General features: G+C 68.3%; 19 protein-coding genes and 1 tRNA gene. 18 read left to right on the top strand and 2 right to left on the bottom strand.

Annotated elements, in window-relative coordinates:
* Positions 1–9 precede the first annotated feature (9 nt).
* From HD599_RS07580 to pyk, 15 genes are all read left to right on the top strand, one after another.
* A complete protein-coding gene (locus HD599_RS07580; protein ID WP_184235492.1) occupies positions 10–210 on the top strand; it encodes a hypothetical protein in 201 nt (66 codons plus the stop codon).
* A 45-nt stretch (positions 211–255) separates the two neighbouring features.
* The gene (locus HD599_RS07575) at positions 256–519 is read left to right on the top strand and encodes a phosphoribosyl-ATP diphosphatase (protein ID WP_184235488.1); all 264 of its coding nucleotides are present in this window, start codon (positions 256–258) and stop codon (positions 517–519) included.
* A 49-nt stretch (positions 520–568) separates the two neighbouring features.
* Positions 569–1,408, top strand: coding sequence for an ATP phosphoribosyltransferase (gene hisG, locus HD599_RS07570; RefSeq protein WP_184235485.1), 840 nt, complete (start codon positions 569–571; stop codon positions 1,406–1,408).
* Positions 1,409–1,410: 2 nt separating this feature from the next.
* Positions 1,411–2,172 (top strand): imidazole glycerol phosphate synthase subunit HisF, encoded by a 762-nt coding sequence (gene hisF, locus HD599_RS07565; RefSeq protein ID WP_184235482.1) that lies wholly within the window; start codon positions 1,411–1,413, stop codon positions 2,170–2,172.
* On the top strand, positions 2,169–2,546 hold the full coding sequence (gene hisI, locus HD599_RS07560) for a phosphoribosyl-AMP cyclohydrolase (RefSeq protein WP_184235479.1): 378 nt from the start codon (positions 2,169–2,171) through the stop codon (positions 2,544–2,546). Before hisF ends, hisI begins: the two co-directional genes overlap by 4 nt.
* Entirely contained in the window at positions 2,543–4,066 is a 1,524-nt protein-coding gene (locus HD599_RS07555) for an anthranilate synthase component I (RefSeq protein WP_184235476.1), read from the top strand. Before hisI ends, HD599_RS07555 begins: the two co-directional genes overlap by 4 nt.
* On the top strand, positions 4,066–4,680 hold the full coding sequence (locus HD599_RS07550) for a Trp biosynthesis-associated membrane protein (RefSeq protein ID WP_343061956.1): 615 nt from the start codon (positions 4,066–4,068) through the stop codon (positions 4,678–4,680). The genes HD599_RS07555 and HD599_RS07550 overlap by 1 nt, the downstream gene beginning before the upstream one ends.
* A gap of 85 nt (positions 4,681–4,765) precedes the next feature.
* A complete protein-coding gene (locus HD599_RS07545; RefSeq protein ID WP_184235472.1) occupies positions 4,766–4,996 on the top strand; it encodes a DUF6704 family protein in 231 nt (76 codons plus the stop codon).
* 1 nt (position 4,997) lies between these two features.
* Positions 4,998–5,768 (top strand): indole-3-glycerol phosphate synthase TrpC, encoded by a 771-nt coding sequence (trpC, locus tag HD599_RS07540; protein WP_184235469.1) that lies wholly within the window; start codon positions 4,998–5,000, stop codon positions 5,766–5,768.
* A complete protein-coding gene (gene trpB, locus HD599_RS07535; protein WP_184235466.1) occupies positions 5,768–7,021 on the top strand; it encodes a tryptophan synthase subunit beta in 1,254 nt (417 codons plus the stop codon). Before trpC ends, trpB begins: the two co-directional genes overlap by 1 nt.
* Positions 7,018–7,800 (top strand): tryptophan synthase subunit alpha, encoded by a 783-nt coding sequence (gene trpA / locus HD599_RS07530; protein WP_184235463.1) that lies wholly within the window; start codon positions 7,018–7,020, stop codon positions 7,798–7,800. Before trpB ends, trpA begins: the two co-directional genes overlap by 4 nt.
* 50 nt (positions 7,801–7,850) lie before the next feature.
* Positions 7,851–8,870, top strand: coding sequence for a prolipoprotein diacylglyceryl transferase (lgt, locus tag HD599_RS07525; protein ID WP_343061954.1), 1,020 nt, complete (start codon positions 7,851–7,853; stop codon positions 8,868–8,870).
* Positions 8,871–8,945: 75 nt separating this feature from the next.
* Complete coding sequence (gene gltB, locus HD599_RS07520; protein WP_184235460.1) at positions 8,946–13,523, top strand: glutamate synthase large subunit; 4,578 nt, start codon at positions 8,946–8,948, stop codon at positions 13,521–13,523.
* Positions 13,516–14,979 carry a glutamate synthase small subunit gene (locus HD599_RS07515; RefSeq protein WP_184235457.1) on the top strand — a complete coding sequence of 488 codons (1,464 nt, stop codon included), beginning with the start codon at positions 13,516–13,518 and terminating at the stop codon, positions 14,977–14,979. Before gltB ends, HD599_RS07515 begins: the two co-directional genes overlap by 8 nt.
* A 48-nt stretch (positions 14,980–15,027) precedes the next feature.
* Entirely contained in the window at positions 15,028–16,473 is a 1,446-nt protein-coding gene (gene pyk / locus HD599_RS07510) for a pyruvate kinase (protein ID WP_184235453.1), read from the top strand.
* A 376-nt stretch (positions 16,474–16,849) separates the two neighbouring features.
* Here pyk and HD599_RS07505 read toward each other — a convergent pair.
* Positions 16,850–16,932 (bottom strand) — tRNA-Leu (locus HD599_RS07505).
* Positions 16,933–16,971: 39 nt separating this feature from the next.
* Here HD599_RS07505 and HD599_RS07500 point away from each other — a divergent pair.
* Complete coding sequence (locus HD599_RS07500) at positions 16,972–17,577, top strand: response regulator (RefSeq protein ID WP_184235450.1); 606 nt, start codon at positions 16,972–16,974, stop codon at positions 17,575–17,577.
* Between the two features lie 63 nt (positions 17,578–17,640).
* Here HD599_RS07500 and HD599_RS07495 read toward each other — a convergent pair whose 3' ends face one another.
* Positions 17,641–18,069 (bottom strand): PaaI family thioesterase, encoded by a 429-nt coding sequence (locus HD599_RS07495; RefSeq protein WP_184235447.1) that lies wholly within the window; start codon positions 18,067–18,069, stop codon positions 17,641–17,643.
* A 54-nt stretch (positions 18,070–18,123) separates the two neighbouring features.
* On the opposite strand from HD599_RS07495, the gene polA reads away from it, so the two are divergent.
* Both polA and HD599_RS07485 read left to right on the top strand, forming a co-directional pair.
* On the top strand, positions 18,124–20,802 hold the full coding sequence (gene polA / locus HD599_RS07490) for a DNA polymerase I (RefSeq protein ID WP_184235444.1): 2,679 nt from the start codon (positions 18,124–18,126) through the stop codon (positions 20,800–20,802).
* Positions 20,803–20,807: 5 nt separating this feature from the next.
* Positions 20,808–21,269 (top strand): PTS mannitol transporter subunit IIA, encoded by a 462-nt coding sequence (locus HD599_RS07485; RefSeq protein ID WP_184235441.1) that lies wholly within the window; start codon positions 20,808–20,810, stop codon positions 21,267–21,269.
* The last annotated feature ends 22 nt before the right edge of the window (positions 21,270–21,291 follow it).

The raw sequence follows: 21,291 nt of genomic DNA, 5'->3' as shown, positions 1-21,291 counted from the left end.
GGTGCACCCATGTCAGCAATCATCTATTTCGTACTGCCGGTCGTTGTCGCCATCGGGTCGATCGCCGGCATCGCCTGGCGCCGCCACCGCTCTCGCGACTACGAAGACCGCATCGACCCGCGCGACGCCCCCGACGGCTCGCACAACCGCGCGATGGGCGCCGCCGCCGCGGCGGCCCGCGCGCGCCACTCGGGTGGCGGGTCTTTCTAGCACCACGCGCACATCCGCCCGTCGAACGCCTAGTAACCTTGACGCGTGAAAACTTTCGACGACCTGTTTACCGAGCTGAGCGACAAGGCCGTGTCGCGCCCCGAGGGCTCGGGCACCGTCGCCGAGCTCGACGCCGGGGTGCACGCCATCGGTAAGAAGATCGTCGAAGAGGCCGCCGAGGTTTGGATGGCCGCCGAGTACCAGTCCGACGTGGAGACCGCCGAGGAGATCTCGCAGCTGCTCTACCACCTTCAGGTGATGATGATCGCGAAGGGCCTGACCCCCGCCGATGTCTACCGACATCTGTGAGCGCAGCTCCCACTCCGCGACATCCATCACTAGTACTTAAGGCCCCACCATGCTGAGAATTGCAGTGCCCAACAAGGGTTCACTGAGCGAGACCGCCGCCGACATGCTCGTCGAGGCGGGCTACACCGGCCGCCGCGATCCCCGCGCCCTGAGCGCCGTCGACCCGCGTAACGACGTCGAGTTCTTCTACCTCCGCCCGCGAGACATCGCCACCTACGTCGGTTCGGGCGCACTCGACGTCGGCATCACCGGCCGCGACCTGCTCCTCGATTCCGGGTCGCAGGCGGCCGAGATCGGCACGCTCGACTTCGGCGGCTCCACCTTCCGCTTCGCCGGCCGTCCCGGACAGTTCGCCGAGTTGGGCGACCTCGAGGGCGTCCGCGTCGCCACCAGCTACCCCGGCCTCGTCGGCGACTTCCTCGCCCGCCACGGCGTCACAGCCGCCCTCGTCAGCCTGGACGGCGCCGTCGAGTCGGCGATCAACCTCGGTGTGGCGGACGCCGTGGCCGACGTCGTCAGCACCGGCTCCACCCTGCGCGCGCAGGGCCTCGAGATCTTCGGCCCGGTGATCCTCGAATCGACCGCCGTGCTCATCAGTGCCAAGCAGGACCTCGCCGGGATCGCCACGCTGCAGCGCCGCCTGCAGGGCGTGCTCGTGGCCCGCCAGTACGTGCTGATGGACTACGACGTGCCCGTCGCCCTGCTCGACAGCGCCACCGCGATCACCCCCGGCCTCGAGAGCCCGACGATCTCGCCGCTGCAGGACTCCGGCTGGGTCGCCGTGCGCGCCATGGTGCACCGCTCCGACACCAACCACGTGATGGACTCGCTCTACGACATCGGAGCGCGTGCCATCCTCGTCTCTTCGATCCACGCCGCGAGGATCTGACCGTGGGCGTCGCAGTACGTGTCATCCCCTGTCTGGATGTCGCAGCCGGCCGCGTCGTCAAGGGCGTCAACTTCCTCAACCTGCGTGACGCCGGGGACCCGATCGAACTCGCCCGTACCTACTACGAGCAGGGCGCCGACGAGATCACCTTCCTCGACGTGAAGGCCACGGTCGACAACCGCGACACGATGTACGACGTCGTGCGCGCCACGGCCGAGCAGGTGTTCATCCCGCTCACCGTGGGCGGCGGCGTGCGCTCCACCGAGGACGTGGCGAAGCTGCAGGCCCACGGTGCCGACAAGGTGGGCGTCAACAGCGCCGCGATCGCCCGCCCCGAGCTGATCGGCGAGATCGCCGACCGGTTCGGCGCCCAGGTGCTCGTGCTCAGCCTCGACGTGAAGCGCAGCGCGGCCGTGCCGAGCGGCTTCGTCGTCACCACGCACGGCGGACGCACCGAGACTACGATCGACGCCCTCGCCTGGGCGTCCGAGGCGATCGAACGCGGTGTCGGCGAGCTGCTCGTCAACTCGATCGACGCCGACGGAATGAAGACCGGATTCGACCTCGAGCTGGTCACCGCCATGCGCGAGATCAGCCGCGTCCCGGTGATCGCCAGCGGCGGAGCCGGGGCCCTCGAGCACTTCGCGCCCGCGATCGCCGCCGGCGCGGACGCCGTGCTCGCGGCATCCGTGTTCCACAATGGAGAATTGACAGTCGGCGACGTGAAGCGTGCGCTGGCCGAAGCGGGAGTGGTGACGAGATGAGCAGCATCGAACTGACGGCCGAGACCGTGGGTGCCGTCGTCGACCGCGCCGTCTTCAAGGACGGCGGCCTGCTCCCGGCGATCGTGCAGCAGTGGGACAGCAAAGACGTGCTGATGCTCGGCTACATGGACGCCGAGGCGCTGCGTCGCACCCTGACCGAGGGACGCGTGACCTACTGGTCGCGCAGCCGTGGGGAATACTGGCGCAAGGGCGACACGAGCGGCAACGTGCAGTACGTGCGGGGCGCCGCCCTCGACTGCGACGCCGACACCCTGCTCGTGACGGTCGACCAGATCGGTCCCGCCTGCCACACCGGCGCCCACGCCTGCTTCGACGTGGACCCGCTCACCCCGCGAATCGGGCACGCCGAATGACGAACACCACCGAACGCGCCGACTACGACGCCCGCCTCGCCGCCGGCCACCGGGTCGTCCCCGTCATCCGCGAGCTCTTCGCCGACGGCGAGACGCCCGTCGGCATCTACCGCAAACTCGCCGACGGCAAACCGGGCACCTTCCTGCTCGAGTCCGCGGAACAGGGCGGCATCTGGTCCAGGTTCTCCTTCGTCGGCGCCGGCAGCTTCGGCGTGCTGACCCAGGTGGGGGATGCCGCGGCATGGCTCGACTACGGAATGAACGAGGAGCGCGCCCTCGGGGCCGACCACCCCGGCACACCGCTCGACGCCTTGGCACACCTGCACGCCCGCTGGAGCACGCCCCACGTCGACGGACACCCGCCCCTCACGGGCGGCCTCGTCGGCTTCATCGGCTGGGAGGCGATCCGCCAGATCGAGAAGCTGCAGAACGTGCCGCCCGCCGACTTCAACGTTCCCGGCCAGGCGATGAGCTTCGTCTCCGAGCTCGTCGTCATCGACCACCGCGACGGCACCGTGCTGCTGATCGCGACGGCCCTCGCCGACGGAGTGGAGACCCCGGATGCCGCGTGGGCCGACGCCCAGTCGCGGCTCGACGCGATGCAGACGACGCTGGCCACCCCGAGCGAGGCCTGGCTGGCCGAGGTCGACCTGTCGATCCAGTCCTCGCCCATCCCGCGCTCCACGCCCGAGGAATTCGCGGCGTCGATCGAGACCTCGAAGAAGTACATCCGCGACGGCGACGTGTTCCAGGTCGTCATCTCGCAGCGCTTCGACCACGAGATCACCGCCGACGCGATCGACGTCTACCGCGTGCTGCGCACCCTCAACCCGTCGCCGTACATGTACCTGCTCACGCTGGTCGACACCGACGGCGAGCCGTACCACATAGTCGGTTCCAGCCCGGAGGCGCTCGTCAAGGTGCAGGACGGCCGCGTGCACATGCACCCGATCGCCGGATCGCGCCCGCGCTCCGACAACGTCGAGCGCGACGCCGAACTCGCCGTCGAGCTGCTCGCCGACGAGAAGGAGCGCTCCGAGCACCTCATGCTCGTCGACCTCGCCCGCAACGACCTGCTCAAGGTCTGCACGCCGGGCACGGTCGAGGTGACCGAGTTCATGCAGGTGGAGCGGTTCAGCCACATCATGCACCTCGTGTCGAGTGTGGAGGGCGACATCCGCCCCGATGCGACGCCGATCGAGGTCTTCACCGCGACCTTCCCGGCCGGCACCCTCTCGGGCGCGCCGAAACCCCGCGCCCTCGAGATCATCGACGAGCTCGAGCCCGCCCAGCGCGGCGTCTACGGGGGAGTGGTCGGCTACTTCGACTTCGCCGGCGACCTCGACCTCGCCATCGCCATCCGCACCACGACGATCGTCGGCGGCATGGCGCGCGTGCAGGCCGGAGCGGGACTCGTGGCCGACTCAGACCCGGCCGCCGAACACCTCGAATCGCAGAACAAGGCAGCGGCACCGCTGCGGGCCGTCGCCGTCGCCAACGCGATGCGGCGGGTCCGGTAGTGAGCGGGCAGGACGCGGCCGACAGGGCGCGCAGCACGGGCCGCCGGATCAAGAACACGATCATGCTCGCCACGGCCGTGCTCTCGCTGCTGACGCTCGTGGCGTGGACCCAAGTCTGGTTCGGCGTCACCCTCACCGACGACACGCCCCTCGAGATCGCCGGCGAGGTCGCGGCTCCCGCGCTCTCGGCGCTCGCCCTCGCCAGCCTCGTGCTCGTGGGTGCGCTCAGCATCGCCGGGCCGGTATTCCGCATCGTCTTCGGCCTGCTCGAGGCCCTCATCGGCGTCGCGGTGGTCTTCTCCGCCGTCGTCGCCCTGCAGGACCCGGTCGTGGCCTCCGCGTCCGCCGTCTCCGACGCCACCGGGGTCGCCGGCGCGCGGTCGATCGCCGACCTCGTGCAGACCATTGACCCCAGCATCTGGCCCCCCGTCGCGCTCGTCGTGGGCGTGCTCCTCGTCGTCGCCGGACTCGCGATCGTCGTGACCGGCCGCCGCTGGCCGGGCTCCTCGCGCAAGTACAACGCCACCCGGCTCGCGCCGGTGAAGCGCGAGCGCACCTCGGTCGACGACTGGGATGCGCTGAGCAGCGGCGACGACCCCACCACCAACGACTGAGCGGCGCGCGAGGCGGGAGGTCGGTGACCACTGCCTCGTCGCGATAGAGTTTCTTGTCGAACAAACCCCAAACGAACGGAGCATCATGACCATCGAGTCTGAAGCCGGACATGGCAACTCACCTGCCGCCTGGACAGCCGTGATCATCATGCTGGTCGCCTTCACGATCGGTACCGTCGCCTTCTGGTTCGAACTGCCCTGGCTGGTCATCGCCTCCGCCGTGCTGCTCGTCCTCGGTCTCATCACCGGCAAGGTACTCGCGGTTCTCGGCTACGGCGTCGGCGGCGCGAAGGCCAACTCGAAGGCCCACAACTAGGGTGCTCGATTCCCTCGTAGCCGGAGCCCTCGAAGACGCTTCGGTGCGTCGTGCTGCCCGCAGTCTGGCCGACGTCGAGTCGGCCGCCCTCGCACGCCCGGCGGCGCTCGACGTGCTCGCGCACCTCGCGCCCGCCGACCGGGTGAAGATCATCGCCGAGGTCAAGCGTTCCAGCCCCTCGCGCGGAGCCCTCGCCGAGATCCCCGATCCCGCAGCACTCGCCGTCGCCTACGAGACGGGCGGAGCGAGCACCATCAGCGTGCTCACCGAGGGCCGTAAGTTCGGCGGCTCGCTCGCCGACCTCGAGGCCGTGCGTGCCGCGGTCAAGCTCCCCGTGCTGCGCAAGGACTTCGTCGCCGAGGCGTACCAGGTCCTCGAGGCCCGCGCCGCCGGCGCCGACCTCGTGCTGCTCATCGTCGCCGCCCTCGAACAACCGCTGCTGACCGAGCTGTACGGCCTCATCACCGAGCTCGGTATGACCGCGCTCGTCGAGACGCACAGCGCCGACGAACTCGAGCGCGCGATCGACCTCGGCGCCCGGTTGATCGGCGTGAACGCCCGTAACCTGTCCACCTTCGAGCTCGACCAGAACCTCTTCGGTACCCTGGCCGACCGCATCCCGAGCGGCGTCATCCGTGTCGCCGAATCGGCGGTCAAGACGCCCGCCGACGTCGCGCACTACCGCGCGGCCGGCGCCGACGTCGTCCTCATCGGCGAAGCACTCGTCACCGGCGACCCCGTCGCCACCCTCACAGAATTCCTCGGTTCCTGATGACCACACACCTGCGCGACGAAATCGGCCCCTACTTCGGCGACTTCGGCGGACGCTTCGTCCCCGAGTCCCTCGTGGCAGCCCTCGACGACCTGAGCGCCGCCTACGACGCCACGAAGACCGACCCCACGTTCGCCGCCGAGCTCACCGCCCTGCACAAGACGTACACCGGCCGGCCGTCGATCATCACCGAGGTGCCGCGGTTCGCCGAGCACGCCGGCGGCGCGCGCATCATCCTCAAGCGCGAAGACCTCAACCACACCGGGTCGCACAAGATCAACAACGTGCTCGGCCAGGCGCTGCTCACCAAGCGCATCGGCAAGACCCGCGTCATCGCCGAGACCGGGGCCGGCCAGCACGGCGTGGCCACCGCCACCGCCGCGGCCCTCTTCGGCCTCGAGTGCGTCATCTACATGGGCGAGGTCGACACCGAGCGCCAGGCCCTCAACGTCGCCCGTATGCGGCTTCTCGGCGCCGAGGTCGTCTCGGTGACCACCGGCTCGCGCACCCTCAAAGACGCGATCAACGAGGCGTACCGCGAGTGGGTCGCCAGCGTCGACACCACCAACTACATCTTCGGAACCGTCGCCGGCCCGCACCCGTTCCCGGCAATGGTCCGCGACTTCCAGAAGATCATCGGCGAGGAGGCGCGCCAGCAGGTCATCGACCTCACCGGAGCCCTTCCCACCGCCGTCACCGCCTGCATCGGCGGCGGCAGCAACGCGATGGGCATCTTCCACGCCTTCCTCGACGACCCGGATGTCGCGCTGTACGGGTACGAGGCAGCCGGCGAGGGCCACCTCACCGAGCGCCACGCCGCGACCCTGACCCGCGGCCGCCCCGGCATCCTGCACGGTGCGCGCAGCTATATGCTGCAGGACGACGACGGGCAGACGGTCGAGTCCCACTCGATCTCCGCCGGCCTCGACTACCCGGGCGTCGGCCCCGAGCACTCCTGGCTGCACGACATCGGCCGCGCCACCTACCTGCCGGTCACCGACGACGAGGCGATGCAGGCCCTGCGTCTGCTCAGCCTCACCGAGGGCATCATCCCGGCCATCGAGTCGGCGCACGCCCTCGCCGGCACGATCACGCTCGGAAAGGAACTCGGCCCCGACGCCGTCATCCTCGTCAACCTGAGCGGCCGCGGCGACAAAGACATGGAAACCGCCGGCAAGTACTTCGACATCCTCGATGCCGAAGCTCTGGCCGCCGAAGACCTCGCCCCCGTAGACGAAGGAACCGAGCGATGAGCGCCGTCGAGAATGCCATCCGCGTCCGCAAAGACGCCGGGTCGGGAGCCCTCGTCGGCTACCTGCCCGCCGGGTTCCCCGACCTCGACACCAGCATCGAGGCGGCCGTCGCGCTGATCGAGAACGGCGTCGACGTTCTCGAGCTCGGCCTCCCGTACTCCGACCCGGTCATGGACGGCCCCGTCATCCAGCACGCCACCGAGGTCGCGTTGCGGGGCGGCTTCCGGCTCAAGCACGGCATCGAGGCGGTCGCGGCCATCACCGCGCGCGTCGACGCACCCGTCCTGGTCATGACGTACTGGAACCCCATCGTGCAGTTCGGTGTCGAGCGCTTCGCCGACGAACTGCTGGCCGCCGGCGGCGCGGGCCTGATCACGCCCGACCTGGTGCCGGATGAAGCGGGCGACTGGCTCGCGGCATCCGACCGCACGGGTCTCGACCGGGTATTCCTGGCCGCACCGTCGTCCTCGGCGGCCCGCCTCCAGCAGGCCGTCGAGAAGAGCCGCGGATTCGTCTACGCCGTCTCCACCATGGGCATCACCGGTGCCCGCCAGGACGTCGACTCCGCCGCCCGCGGTCTCGTCGGCCGCCTGCGCGACGCCGGCGCCACGAGCACCTGCGTCGGAATCGGCATCTCCACCGGCGAACAGGTGCGCGAGGTCATCGGCTACGCCGACGGCGCCATCGTCGGTTCCGCACTCGTCAAGGCGCTGACAGACGGGGGAGTCGACGCGGTCGGCCGCCTCGCTGCCTCCCTCGCCGCAGGAACAGAAAACTAGCTGGCACTAGGATTACCTAGTCTTCAGCCCCTCGAAAGGTCACTTGCCCCGTGTTCGCACCCCTCAGCATTCCCAGCCCTTCGTATGAGTGGCAGGTGTTCAACCTCGGCCAGTGGCTCAGGGACATCGGGCTCACCTGGTTCAGCTTCGACGTCAACATCCACGCGTATGCGATCTGCATCCTGCTGGGCATCGTCGCCGCCGCGGTCCTCACCAACTACCGGCTGACGCGCCGCGGCGCCGAGCCGGGCGTCGTGCTCGACATCATCATCTGGGCGGTGCCGCTGGGAATCATCGGAGCGCGCGTCTTCCACGTGCTGACCCACCCGGACGACTACTTCAACGGCCAGGAATGGTGGCACGTCTTCGCGGTCTGGGAGGGCGGAATCGCCATCTTCGGGTCTCTGATCGGCGGAGCTATCGGTGCCTACATCGGCTGCCGCATCTCGGGCATCCGCTTCTGGACCTTCGCCGACGCCGTCGCGCCCGCGCTGCTGCTCGCCCAGGCTTTCGGCCGTTTCGGCAACTGGTTCAACCACGAGCTCTTCGGCCTGCCGACGAACCTGCCGTGGGGCCTCGAGATCGAGACCACCAACGCCGCCTACCCGCCGGGACTCCCGGAGGGCACGCTGTTCCACCCGACCTTCCTCTACGAGATCATCTGGAACATCGTCGGCTTCGCGCTCATCCTCGTCATCGAGCGCAAGCTCACCCTGCAGTGGGGCAAGGTCCTCGGCCTGTACCTCATCTGGTACGGCCTCGGCCGCACGGTCTTCGAGTCGATCCGCATCGACCCGAGCGAGATCTTCCTCGGTCTGCGAAGTAACGTTTGGGCCGCAATTCTGGCCGTGATTCTCGGAATCGTCATCATTGCCGTGCAGAACCGCCGCCACAAGGGACTCGAGCCGAGCCCCTACGTGCCGGGTCGACAGTGGGTCGCGCCGGGTGCTGGGGTAGAATCTGACGACACCTATTCGGATACCGACGAACCGGGCAATGACGCCCCGTCCTCCTCCGAAGAGCTCGCCACAAGCGGGCCCGCCACAAGCGGAGAAGGCGCCAAGTCCTGACGATAGGGCCACCTCTGTAACCCGATGGGCCACCGGCGTCCCACACGCACCAATACATCGTGAGGACGGACACTCATGGCTCTCACGCCAGCTTTAGACCGATTCAGCACAACTCCGCAGGCGACAGGCCTCTACGACCCCCGTCGTGAGAAAGACGCCTGCGGACTGGCGATGGTCGCCACCCTCCGGGGCACGGCCGGGCACGACATCATCGATGCCGCGCTCAACGCACTGCGCCACCTCGAACACCGCGGCGCCATCGGCTCCGACGCCGGCACCGGCGACGGAGCGGGAATCATCACCCAGATCCCCGACGAGTTCCTGCGCGCCGTCGCGGGCTTCGACCTGCCGCCCGTCGGCAGCTACGCCGTCGGTATGGCGTTCCTCCCCACCGAGGACGACGACCGCGCGACGCTGAAGGCCGGCATCGACACGATCGCGAAGGAAGAGGGCCTCACCGTCCTCGGCTGGCGCGAGGTCCCCGTGCGCCCCGACCAGGTCGGCGACCTGGCGCGTGCGGCGATGCCCGTCTTCGAACAGCTCTTCCTGACGTCGACGAGACAGGATGACGCGGGCCAGCCCATCGCCGGCATCGAGCTCGACCGCCAGGTGTACCGCCTGCGCAAGCGCGCCGAGCACGGCTTCGGCGCCTACTTCCCGTCCCTGTCCAGCCGCACGCTGGTCTACAAGGGAATGGTCACCACGCTCCAGCTCGAGCCGTTCTACCCCGACCTGTCGGACGAGCGCTTCGCGTCGAAGCTCGCGCTGGTGCACTCGCGCTACTCCACCAACACGTTCCCGTCGTGGCCGCTCGCCCAGCCGTTCCGCATGATCGCGCACAACGGCGAGATCAACACGGTGCAGGGCAACCGCAACTGGATGCGCGCGCGCCAGTCGCAGCTCGAGTCCGAGCTCCTCGGCGACATCCCGAGCATCCTGCCGATCAACACGCCCGGTGCCAGCGACTCCGCCTCGTTCGACGAGGTCGTGGAGCTGCTCAGCCTGACCGGCCGGTCGCTGCCGCACTCGATCATGATGATGGTGCCGGAGGCCTGGGAGAACCAGACCGACGTCGAGGCAGCCCGCAAGGCCTTCTACGAGTACCACGCCATGCTCATGGAGCCGTGGGACGGCCCCGCCGCGCTCGTCTTCACCGACGGCTCGCTCGTCGGCGCCACGCTCGACCGCAACGGCCTGCGCCCCGGACGCTTCCTCGTCACCGACGACGGCCTCGTCGTGCTCGCGAGCGAGATCGGCGTGCTCGACATCGACCCCGCGAAGGTGGTCCGTAAGGGACGCCTGCGCCCCGGCAAGATGTTCCTCGTCGACACCGAACTCGGCGCCATCATCGAGGACGACGACATCAAGGGCGAGCTCGCCGCGGCCGCGCCCTACTCGGAGTGGCTCGACAAGGGTCGCATCCACCTCAAGGACCTGCCCGACCGCGAGCACATCGTGCACACCCGCGCCTCGGTCACCCGCCGCCAGCGCACCTTCGGCTACACCGAAGAAGAACTGCGCATCATGATCATGCCGATGGCGAAGAACGGCGCGGAGCCGCTCGGCGCCATGGGATCGGACACGCCCATCGCGGTGCTCTCCGAGCGCCCCCGGCTGCTCTTCGACTACTTCACGCAGCAGTTCGCGCAGGTCACGAACCCGCCGCTGGACTCCATCCGCGAAGAGGTCGTCACCTCGATGAAGCTCGGCCTCGGCCCGGAGCGCAACCTGCTCGCGGCGACACCCGAGCACGCGCACCAGGTCATCCTCGACTTCCCGGTGATCGACAACGACGAACTGGCCAAGATCCAGCACATCGACCCGCGCCCGGGCAGCCGTCTCACGACGACGATCAAGGGCCTCTACCGAGTCGACAAGGGACCGAAGGCGCTCGAGAAGCGCCTCGCGGCCATGTGCGTCGAGGTCGACGAGGCGATCGAGGCCGGGGCGCACTTCCTCGTGCTCTCCGACCGCGACTCGACCAAGGAGTACGCGCCGGTTCCGTCGCTGCTCATGCTGGCCGCCATCCACCACCACCTCATCCGCAAAGAGAACCGGATGAAGGTCGGCATCATCGTCGAGGCGGGCGACGTGCGCGAGGTTCACCACATCGCGCTGCTCGTCGGATACGGCGCCTCGGCGATCAACCCGTACCTCGCCATGGAGAGCGCCGAAGAACTCGTACGCAGCGGCATGCTCACCGGTATCACGCCCGAGAAGGCCGTCAAGAACCTCATCAAGGCGCTCGGCAAGGGCGTGCTCAAGATCATGAGCAAGATGGGCATCTCCGTCGTCAGCTCCTACGCGGGAGCGCAGGCGTTCGAGGCCGTCGGTCTCGACCAGGCCTTCGTCGACCAGTATTTCACCGGGACGTCGAGCCTGCTCGGCGGCGTCGGCATGGAGGTCATCGCCGCGGAGAGCGCCTCGCGTCACACCGCGGCCTACCCCGACGACTCGGCGATCACCGTGCACGAGCGACTGGCGACCGGCGGCGAGTACCAGTGGCGCCGCGACGGTTCCCCGCACCTCTTCAACCCCGACACCGTGTTCCGTCTGCAGCACGCGACGCGCGCACGCCGCTACGACATCTTCCGCGAGTACACCAAGCTCGTGGACGACCAGGCCGAGAAGCTGATGACCATCCGCGGTCTGTTCTCGTTCAAACACGGCCTGCGCCCCGTCGTGCCGATCGACGAGGTCGAATCGGTCGCGTCGATCGTCAAGCGGTTCTCCACCGGCGCCATGAGCTACGGCTCGATCAGCGCGGAGGCCCACGAGACGCTCGCGATCGCGATGAACTCCATCGGTGCGAAGAGCAACACGGGCGAGGGCGGCGAGGACACCGACCGCCTGCTCGACCCCACCCGCCGCAGCGCCATCAAGCAGGTGGCGTCCGGCCGCTTCGGCGTCACGAGCATGTACCTGACCCATGCCACCGACATCCAGCTGAAGATGGCACAGGGTGCGAAGCCGGGCGAGGGCGGCCAGCTGCCCCCGACCAAGGTCTACCCGTGGATCGCGCGCACCCGTCACGCGACCGCCGGCGTCGGCCTCATCTCGCCGCCCCCGCACCACGACATCTACTCGATCGAAGACCTCAAGCAGCTCATCTTCGACGTCAAGCGCGCCAACCCCCTGGCCCGCGTGCACGTGAAGCTGGTCAGCCAGTCCGGTATCGGCGCGGTCGCCGCGGGTGTCACCAAGGCCCTCGCCGACGTGGTGCTCGTCTCGGGCCACGACGGCGGAACCGGCGCCAGCCCGCTCAACTCGCTCAAGCACGCGGGTACCCCGTGGGAGCTCGGCCTCGCCGAGACCCAGCAGACGCTGATGCTCAACGGCATGCGCGACCGCGTGGTGGTGCAGGTCGACGGCCAGATGAAGACCGGTCGCGACGTCATCGTCGGCGCGCTGCTCGGCGCGGAGGAGTTCGGTTTCGCGACCGCGCCCCTCGTGGTCGAGGGCTGCGTCATGATGCGCGTCTGCCACCTCGACACCTGCCCCGTGGGTATCGCCACGCAGAACCCCGAACTGCGGGCCCGCTTCTCCGGCAAGCCCGAGTTCGTCGTCAACTTCTTCGAGTTCCTGGCGCAGGAGGTACGCGAGTACCTGTCCGCGCTCGGATTCCGCTCGATCGAGGAGGCAGTGGGCCACCACGAGGTGCTCGACGTCAACGGGGCCATCGAGCACTGGAAGGCCGACGGACTCGACCTGACGCCCGTGCTCGTCGGACCGGACTTCCCCGACGACGCGCCACTGAGCAACTCGCGCCAGCAGGACCACGAACTCGACAAGCACTTCGACGTTGAGCTCATCCGCCAGAGCGAGAACGCGCTGGAGCACGGCACGCCCGTCTCCATCGACCTCGCCATCAAGAACACCGAGCGCGCCGTCGGCACCATGCTCGGCAACGCGGTCACCCTGCGCCACGGCGAGAATGGCCTCCCGGCCGGCACCATCCAGATCAACCTCACCGGAACGGCGGGGCAGTCTCTCGGGGCGTTCCTCCCCAACGGCATCCGGTTGAACCTGGTCGGCGACAGCAACGACTACGTGGGCAAGGGCCTGTGCGGCGGCGAGATCATCGTGCGCCCCGATGCGCGCAGCGCGTTCGCGGCCGAGAACAACGTCATCGCCGGGAACGTCATCGGCTACGGGGCGACGCAGGGCTCGATGTTCCTGCGCGGCATCGTGGGGGAGCGGTTCCTCGTCCGCAACTCCGGCGCGACCGCGGTCGTGGAGGGCGTGGGCGACCACGCGCTCGAGTACATGACCGGCGGCCTGGCCGTGATCCTCGGCGAGACCGGCCGCAACCTGGGTGCCGGAATGTCGGGCGGAACCGCCTACATCTACGACCTGCGCAACGAGCGGGTCAACCCCGACTCGCTCGCGAGCGGCGAGCTCACCCTGCTGCCCCTCGGAAGCGCGGATGTGGAGATCCTCACCGATCTCCTCCAGCGTCACTTCGACGAAACCGGGTCTGCCGTCGCGAGGCGCATGCTCGACAACCTAGACGAGACCGTCGAAAAGTTCGTGAAGGTTTTGCCTCGCGACTACGCAGCGGTCATTGCAACACGCCAGACTGCAGTCGACGAGGGTCTCGACCCCGACGGCGACATCGTCTGGTCGAGAATCATGGAGGTTACCGGTGGCTGATCCGAAGGGATTCCTGAAGGTCCAGGAGCGCGAGCTCCCGGCCCGCCGCCCCGTCGCACTGCGTCTGATGGACTGGAAAGAGGTCTACGAGCAGGGTGACACCGCGACCGTGCGCAAGCAGGCCGGTCGTTGTATGGACTGTGGTGTGCCGTTCTGCCACCAGGGCTGCCCCCTCGGCAACCTGATTCCCGAGTGGAACGACCTCATGTGGCGCGGCGAGGGCCACCAGGCCATCGAGCGCCTGCACGCGACGAACAACTTCCCGGAGTTCACGGGCCGCTTGTGCCCCGCACCGTGCGAGTCGTCGTGCGTGCTCGGCATCAACCAGCCGCCTGTGACGATCAAGAACGTCGAAGTGTCGATCATCGACGAGGCGTACCAGAAGGGCTGGGTCACCCCGCACCCGCCCGAGCGCCTCACCGGCAAGACCGTCGCGGTCGTCGGTTCCGGTCCCGCCGGACTCGCGGCAGCCCAGCAGCTGACGCGCGCCGGCCACACCGTCGCGGTCTTCGAGCGCGACGACCGGATCGGCGGACTGCTCCGGTACGGCATCCCGGACTTCAAAATGGAGAAGAAGCACATCGAGATGCGCCTCGCGCAGATGCAGGCCGAGGGCACCCGCTTCCGCGCCGGCGTCAACATCGGTGTCGACATCACCTGGGACGACCTGCGTGCCCGCTACGACGCGGTCATCGTCGCCACCGGAGCCACCGTGCCGCGCGACCTGCCGATCCCCGGCCGCGACCTCATGGGCGTGCACTTCGCCATGGACTACCTCGTGCAGCAGAACCGCGTCGGCGCCGGCGACACCATCGCCGACCAGCTCACCGCGGAGGGCAAGCACGTCGTCGTCCTCGGTGGCGGCGACACCGGTGCCGACTGCATCGGTACCGCACACCGCCAGCACGCGCTCTCCGTCACCAACCTCGCGATCGGCAAGCAGCCGTCGACCGAGCGCCCCGAACACCAGCCGTGGCCGATGGCCCCGACGCTGTTCGAGGTCTCGAGCGCCCACGAAGAGGGTGGCGAGCGGGTCTTCCTGGCCTCCACGATCGAGTTCCTCTCCAACGAGGCCGGCGAGGTGCGCGCCATCCGTGTCGCCGAGACCGAGTACCTCGACGGCCGCCGCGTGCCCAAGGCCGGCACCGAGCGCGAGATCCCCGCGGACCTCGTGCTGCTCGCCATGGGCTTCACCGGCCCCGAGACCGAGCTGCTGGGCGACCAGCTGCCCGTCCCGTTCGACGGTCGTGGCAACATCGACCGCGACGGCGAGTACCAGACCAGCCAGCAGGGCGTCTTCGTCGCCGGGGATGCCGGACGTGGACAGTCGCTGATCGTTTGGGCGATCGCGGAGGGCCGCGCCGCGGCATCCGCCGTCGATCGCTACCTTGAAGGGGAGACGCAGTTGCCGTTCCCGGTCAAGCCGACCGACCACGCGATCGGCATCACCTTCTAGGCTCACCGCTCAACCGAATCCACCACCACAAAATCACCAAAGGAAATCATGAGACGCGCCAAAATCGTCGCTACGCTCGGCCCGGCAACTTCCAGCTATGAGAACATCCGCGCGATCATCGACGCGGGTGTCGACGTGGCGAGGATGAACCTCAGCCACGGCTCATACGACGTGCACGAGGCTGTGTACGCGAACGTGCGCCAGGCCGCCGAGGACTCCGGCCGTGCGGTCGCCGTCATGGTCGACCTCCAGGGTCCGAAGATCCGCCTCGGCAAGTTCGAGGGCGGACCGTACGACCTCGCCGTCGGAGACGTCTTCAAGATCACCACCGAAGACGTCATCGGTACCCGCGAGCTTTCCGGCACCACCTTCAAGGGCCTGCCCGAAGACGTGAGCCCCGGCGACTTCCTGCTCATCGACGACGGCAAGGTCAAGGTGCAGGTCACCGGAGTCGAGGATCGCGTCGTCTCCACCGTCGTGATCGTCGCCGGCGCCGTGTCGAACAACAAGGGCATCAACCTGCCCGGTGTGGCCGTCAACGTCCCCGCGCTCAGCGAGAAAGACGAGGACGACCTCCGCTGGGGCCTCCGCCTCGGCTGCGACCTCATCGCGCTGTCCTTCGTGCGCGACGCCACCGACATCGTCCGCGTGCACGAGATCATGGAGGAGGAGGGCCGTAAGGTCCCCGTCATCGCCAAGATCGAGAAGCCGCAGGCGGTCGACAACCTCGAGGCCATCATCGACGCGTTCGACGCGATCATGGTGGCCCGTGGCGACCTCGGTGTCGAGCTGCCCCTCGAGGCCGTGCCGATCGTGCAGAAGCGCGCCGTCGAGCTGTCCCGCCGCATGGCCAAGCCGGTCATCGTCGCGACGCAGATGCTCGAGTCGATGATCTCCAGCCCCGTGCCGACCCGCGCCGAGACCTCCGACGTCGCGAACGCGGTGCTCGACGGTGCGGACGCCGTCATGCTGAGCGGCGAGACCAGCGTCGGCGAGTACCCCGTCATCACGGTGCAGACCATGGCCCGCATCGTCGCCTCCACCGAGGAGCACGGACTCGAGCGCATCCCCGAGCTCGGCACCAAGCCGCGCACGCAGGGTGGCGCCATCACGCTGGCCGCCGCCGAGGTCGCCACGTTCGTCGAGGCCAAGTACGTCTGCATCTTCACCGAGTCGGGCGATTCAGCCCGCCGGATGTCGCGGCTGCGCTTCAACGTGCCGATGAAGGCATTCACACCCGACCCGGCCATCCGCCGCCGCATGTCGCTCATCTGGGGCATCGACTCCTACGTGGTCGACCGCGTCACCCACACCGACGCGATGTACATCCAGGTCGACGAGGTGCTCCTCGGCGAAGGACTCGCCGAGGTCGGCGATGTCGTCGTCGTCATCTCCGGTTCTCCTCCCGGAATCTCCGGCTTCACGAACGACCTGCGCGTGCACCGCGTGGGCGACGCGAAGAACGGTGTGGCTCCGGCTTACGCCGCCGTCTAGTCGCGCGCGCGAGAAGGGCCGGGCAACCATCGGTTGCCCGGCCCTTCTCCGTGTCACGCCCCTGTCGCGTCCGCAGCCGGTGCGAGACCACTTCCGGGCGACGACGCTGTCGTCCGCCGGTGGCACGCTGGACCGCGGCGTAGGGACGGCGGCGGGGCTGGCCGCCACCGTCCCACGTCACGGTGGCTACGAGACGCGCATCGTGGCGAAGCAGTTTCAGGAATTCACACCGCCAGGCATGCCCGTCGAATCTGCTCGCGTCGAGATTACGCGCCGCAGAATGCGGCTCCGCGGGGGTGTACAGCGCGGGGGATCGGGTCTACAGTTCCGCGTTCTGACGCGGAATCCGGCCTGCCCGCTGCCGTCCCATCAATTGTGCCGGATGCGAGACTCGAACTCGCACGCCCTTTCGAGCAAAGCATTTTGAGTGCTCCGCGTCTGCCATTCCGCCAATCCGGCGCACAACAACCGTGAAAAGAATACCGTAGGCTCACTATTGTGACTGACCAAGAATTGACCCCATCCGCTCCGCGCCGAGTAGTGGTGGCAGAAGACGAATCCCTGATCCGTATGGACATCGTCGAAATCCTCCGCGACAACGGCTTCGAAGTTGTCGGCGAGGCTGGCGACGGCGAGACCGCTGTCGCCCTGGCGACCGAGCTACGCCCCGACCTCGTCATCATGGACGTGAAGATGCCCCAGCTGGACGGAATCTCCGCCGCCGAGCGTCTGACCAAGAACCACATCGCGCCCGTCGTGCTGCTCACGGCGTTCAGCCAGAAGGAACTGGTCGAGCGCGCGTCCGAGGCCGGCGCTCTCGCCTACGTGGTGAAGCCCTTCACACCGAACGACCTGCTGCCCGCGATCGAGATCGCGCTGAGCCGCTACACCCAGATCATCACCCTCGAGGCCGAGGTCGCCGACCTGGTCGAGCGCTTCGAGACCCGCAAGCTCGTCGACCGCGCCAAGGGCCTGCTCAACGAGAAGATGGGCCTCACCGAGCCCGAGGCGTTCCGCTGGATCCAGAAGGCCTCCATGGACCGCCGCCTCACCATGCACGACGTCGCCCAGGCGATCATCGAGCAGCTGAGCGCCAAGAAGTAGCAGTCGACGTCCAAGGGCCCGTCACTCCGGTGGCGGGCCCTTCGACGTTTACAGGGGCAGCGCTCAGCGCTGCTCGAGCAGCATGTTCGTCATGCGCACGGTCGACAGCCGTGTTCCCGCCTCGTCGCGGATCACGATCTCGTGCGTGGCCAGGGTGCGGCCGAGCGACAGCGCCGTGCAGGTGGCCGTCACGATGCCGGAGGTCACCGAGCGGCTGTGCGAGGCGTTGATCTCGATGCCGACGGCGTAGCGTCCGGGACCGGCGTGGATCGCCGACGAGACCGAGCCGAGCGACTCGGCGAGCACGACGTGCGCGCCGCCGTGCAGCAGCCCGACGACCTGGGTGTTGCCCTCGACGGGCATCGTGGCCACCGAGTGCGACGCGGAGAGTTCGAGAAACTCGATTCCCATCTTTTTCGCGAGCGCTCCACCCCCGGAGCTGACCAGTCGTTCGACGAGAGTCGGGTCGAGATCTTCGGGAAACGTGGTCATGGCGCTCTTCCTGTGGGCTTCGACGTGTCGGTGCGCGCGGCTAGGCTGGCTTCCGTGTCGGACAACGAAAAGCCTACCCTCCTCATAATCGACGGTCATTCTCTGGCGTTCCGCGCCTTCTATGCACTGCCGGTCGACAGCTTTATGAACCGGGAGGGGCAGCACACCAACGCGATCCACGGGTTCATCGCGATGCTGATCAACCTGCTCAAGGCCGAGAAGCCCACCCACCTCGCCGTCGCGTTCGACATCTCCCGCTTCTCCTTCCGCACCCGCGAGTACCCCGAATACAAGGGCACCCGCGGCGAGACCCCGGTCGAGTTCATCGGGCAGATCCCGCTGCTCGAAGAGGCGCTCAAGGCCATGGGCATCCCCACCGTCTCGAAGGAAGACTACGAAGCCGACGACATCCTGGCGACGCTCGCCAAAGAGGGTGCCGAGCAGGGCTTCCACGTCTACGTGGTGTCCGGCGACCGCGACGCTATCCAGATGATCGGCGACGACGTCACGCTGCTCTATCCGAATGCCCGCGGCGTCTCCGAGCTCAAGCGCTACGACCGCGACACGGTGTTCGAGCGGTACGGCATCGAACCCCACCAGTACCCCGACATCGCCGCCCTGGTCGGCGAGACCAGCGACAACCTGATCGGCATCGACAAGGTGGGCGAGAAGACCGCCGTCAAGTGGATCGTGCAGTACGGCAGCCTCGCCGGGGTGCTCGAGCACGCCGACGAGATCAAGGGCGTCGTGGGAGAGAAGCTGCGCGAACAAAAAGACCGCGCCATCCGCAACCGCAAGCTCAACCACCTGCTGACCGACGTCGACCTGCCGTTCGGCCCGGCCGACCTCGAGCGCCAGCCGATCGACGAGGCCGCCGTGCGCGCCGTCTTCGACAAGCTGCAGTTCAAGACCCTGCTCGAGCGCGTCATCAAGCTCGCCGGCGAAGACGGCCAGCTGAGCGAATCCGACGGTTCGTCCGTTCCCACCGCCGAGGTCGAAGAGACGGGCATCCCGCCCGTGCGCACCATGGTCGACGAGGAGCTCGCCAAGTGGCTCGACACCCAGTCGGCGCACGGCACGATCGCCCTCGGCCTGCGCGTCGAGACCTTCGTCGGCAGGGTCACCGGCCTCGGGATCGCCTCGGCCACCGACAGCGCCTACGTGCCGTGGGAGACCGACCGCCCCGACTACGTCGCCCTCGAGAACTGGCTGGCCAGCGACGCGCCCAAGTACCTGCAGGGGTCGAAGCAGCAGCTCAAGGCCCTGCGCCGCTCGGGCCTCGATCTCGCCGGCATCGCCTTCGACACGAGCCTGGCGGCCTGGCTGCTCAAGCCCGCCGGCAAGGCCGACGACCTCGCCAGCCAGGTCTACGACTTCCTCGGCGAACGCCTCCCGCAGGCCGACCCCAACCAGCTCGTGCCCGACACCGACGCAGTGAGCATCGCGACCGAGGCCTGGTACGTGCTCCGCGTCACCGAGTACCTGGCCGAGAAGCTCGCCCAGACCGACCGCAAGGTGCTCGACGAGATCGAACTTCCCCTCGTGCCCGTGCTCGCCACGATGGAACTCGACGGCATCACGGTCAGCCAGCAGATCCTCACGAAGCTCTCGGGCGAACTCACCAACGTGAGCGCCGACCTCGCCACCCGCGCCTACGCGGAGATCGGCCGCGAGGTCAACCTCGGCTCGCCCAAGCAGCTGCAGCAGGTGCTGTTCGAAGAACTCGGCATGCCCAAGACCCGGGCCAACAAGACCGGCTTCTCCACGGATGCCGCGAGCCTCACCGACCTGCAGGAACAGGCACCGCACCCCTTCCTCGACCTGCTGCTCAAGCACCGCGACGCCACCAAGCTCAAGCAGATCGTCGAGACGCTCGAGAAGGCCGTCGACGCGAACGGCCGCGTGCACACCACGTACGACCAGACCGGCACCAGCACGGGCCGCATCTCGTCGAACGACCCAAACCTGCAGAACATCCCCGTGAAGACCTCCGTCGGCCGCGAAATCCGTTCGGCGTTCGAAAAGGGCGAGAACTTCACCACCCTGCTCACCGCCGACTACTCGCAGATCGAGATGCGCATCATGGCCCATCTGTCGGGCGACGAGGGCCTCATCACCGCGTTCAACGAGGGCGAAGACCTCCACCGGTTCGTCGGCTCCAGCGTCTTCGGCGTCGAGCCCGCCGACGTCACGCCGCTCATGCGCACCAAGGTGAAGGCCATGTCGTATGGGCTCGCCTACGGTCTGAGCGCGTTCGGACTCTCGAAGCAGCTGCGCATCGAGTCCAGCGAGGCCCGCAAGCTGATGACCGACTACTTCGACCGCTTCGGCGCCGTGCGCGACTACCTGCGCAATGTCGTCGAGCAGGCCAAAGTCGACGGCTACACCGAGACGATCTTCGGCCGCCGACGCCCGTTCGGCGACCTCAACTCGTCCAACCGGGTGCTGCGCGAGAACGCCGAGCGTGCAGCGCTCAATGCGCCGATCCAGGGCTCGGCCGCCGACATCCTGAAAATCGCGATGCTGGATGTCGCAGCCGACCTGCGCGACCAGCAACTCGGGTCGCGCCTCCTCCTGCAGGTCCACGACGAACTGGTCTTCGAGGTGGCCGACGACGAACTCGAGACCCTCACCGCGATCGTCCGTGCCCGCATGGGCGGGGCCGCCGAACTGCGGGTGCCGCTCGAGGTGCAGGTAGGCACGGGCGCCAACTGGGACGCCGCGGCGCACTGATCACCATGGCCACCACCGACACCCCGTCCCTGTCCGACCTCCTCCCGGCCGACTCGATCCGCTTCGGCGCGAGCGCCGCCGACCGCGACGACGCGATCCGCCAGGCGGGCGACGCGCTCGTCGCCGCGGGCGCCGTCGGTCCCGAGTACACCGCCGCCATGCTCGAGCGGGAGGGCACGGTGTCGACCTACGTGGGGGAGGGCATCGCGGTTCCGCACGGCACCCTCGCGTCGAAGGGCACCGTGACGCGCAACGCCCTCGTGCTTCTGCAGCTCGCCGAACCGGTCGACTGGAACGGCGAGAGCGTCGACATCGTCATCGGCCTCGCCGCCAAGGGCAGGGGACACATCGGCCTGCTCTCGCGGCTCGCGAGCGTGCTGCTCGACGCCGACTCCGCGGCCGCCCTGCGCACCGCGACCACCCCCGCGGAGATCGCCGCCATCCTCGCCGGCGGCCCCGCCCGCTGAGCAGACCGATCCACCACCCTGA

This window comes from Conyzicola lurida, from assembly GCF_014204935.1.
Lineage (GTDB): Bacteria > Actinomycetota > Actinomycetes > Actinomycetales > Microbacteriaceae > Conyzicola > Conyzicola lurida.
Note: the sequence above shows the minus strand (reverse complement) of the source record. Positions and strands in the feature narration are given on the sequence as shown.

Bases quoted from the DNA above. Each gene is read 5' to 3' on its own strand.
- HD599_RS07580 (WP_184235492.1), top strand. From the start codon at position 10: ATGTCAGCAATCATCTATTTCGTACTGCCGGTCGTTGTCGCCATCGGG.
- hisG (WP_184235485.1), top strand. From the start codon at position 569: ATGCTGAGAATTGCAGTGCCCAACAAGGGTTCACTGAGCGAGACCGCC.
- hisI (WP_184235479.1), top strand. From the start codon at position 2,169: ATGAGCAGCATCGAACTGACGGCCGAGACCGTGGGTGCCGTCGTCGAC.
- HD599_RS07555 (WP_184235476.1), top strand. From the start codon at position 2,543: ATGACGAACACCACCGAACGCGCCGACTACGACGCCCGCCTCGCCGCC.
- HD599_RS07545 (WP_184235472.1), top strand. From the start codon at position 4,766: ATGACCATCGAGTCTGAAGCCGGACATGGCAACTCACCTGCCGCCTGG.
- trpB (WP_184235466.1), top strand. From the start codon at position 5,768: ATGACCACACACCTGCGCGACGAAATCGGCCCCTACTTCGGCGACTTC.
- trpA (WP_184235463.1), top strand. From the start codon at position 7,018: ATGAGCGCCGTCGAGAATGCCATCCGCGTCCGCAAAGACGCCGGGTCG.
- gltB (WP_184235460.1), top strand. From the start codon at position 8,946: ATGGCTCTCACGCCAGCTTTAGACCGATTCAGCACAACTCCGCAGGCG.
- pyk (WP_184235453.1), top strand. From the start codon at position 15,028: ATGAGACGCGCCAAAATCGTCGCTACGCTCGGCCCGGCAACTTCCAGC.
- HD599_RS07495 (WP_184235447.1), bottom strand. From the start codon at position 18,069: ATGACCACGTTTCCCGAAGATCTCGACCCGACTCTCGTCGAACGACTG.
- HD599_RS07485 (WP_184235441.1), top strand. From the start codon at position 20,808: ATGGCCACCACCGACACCCCGTCCCTGTCCGACCTCCTCCCGGCCGAC.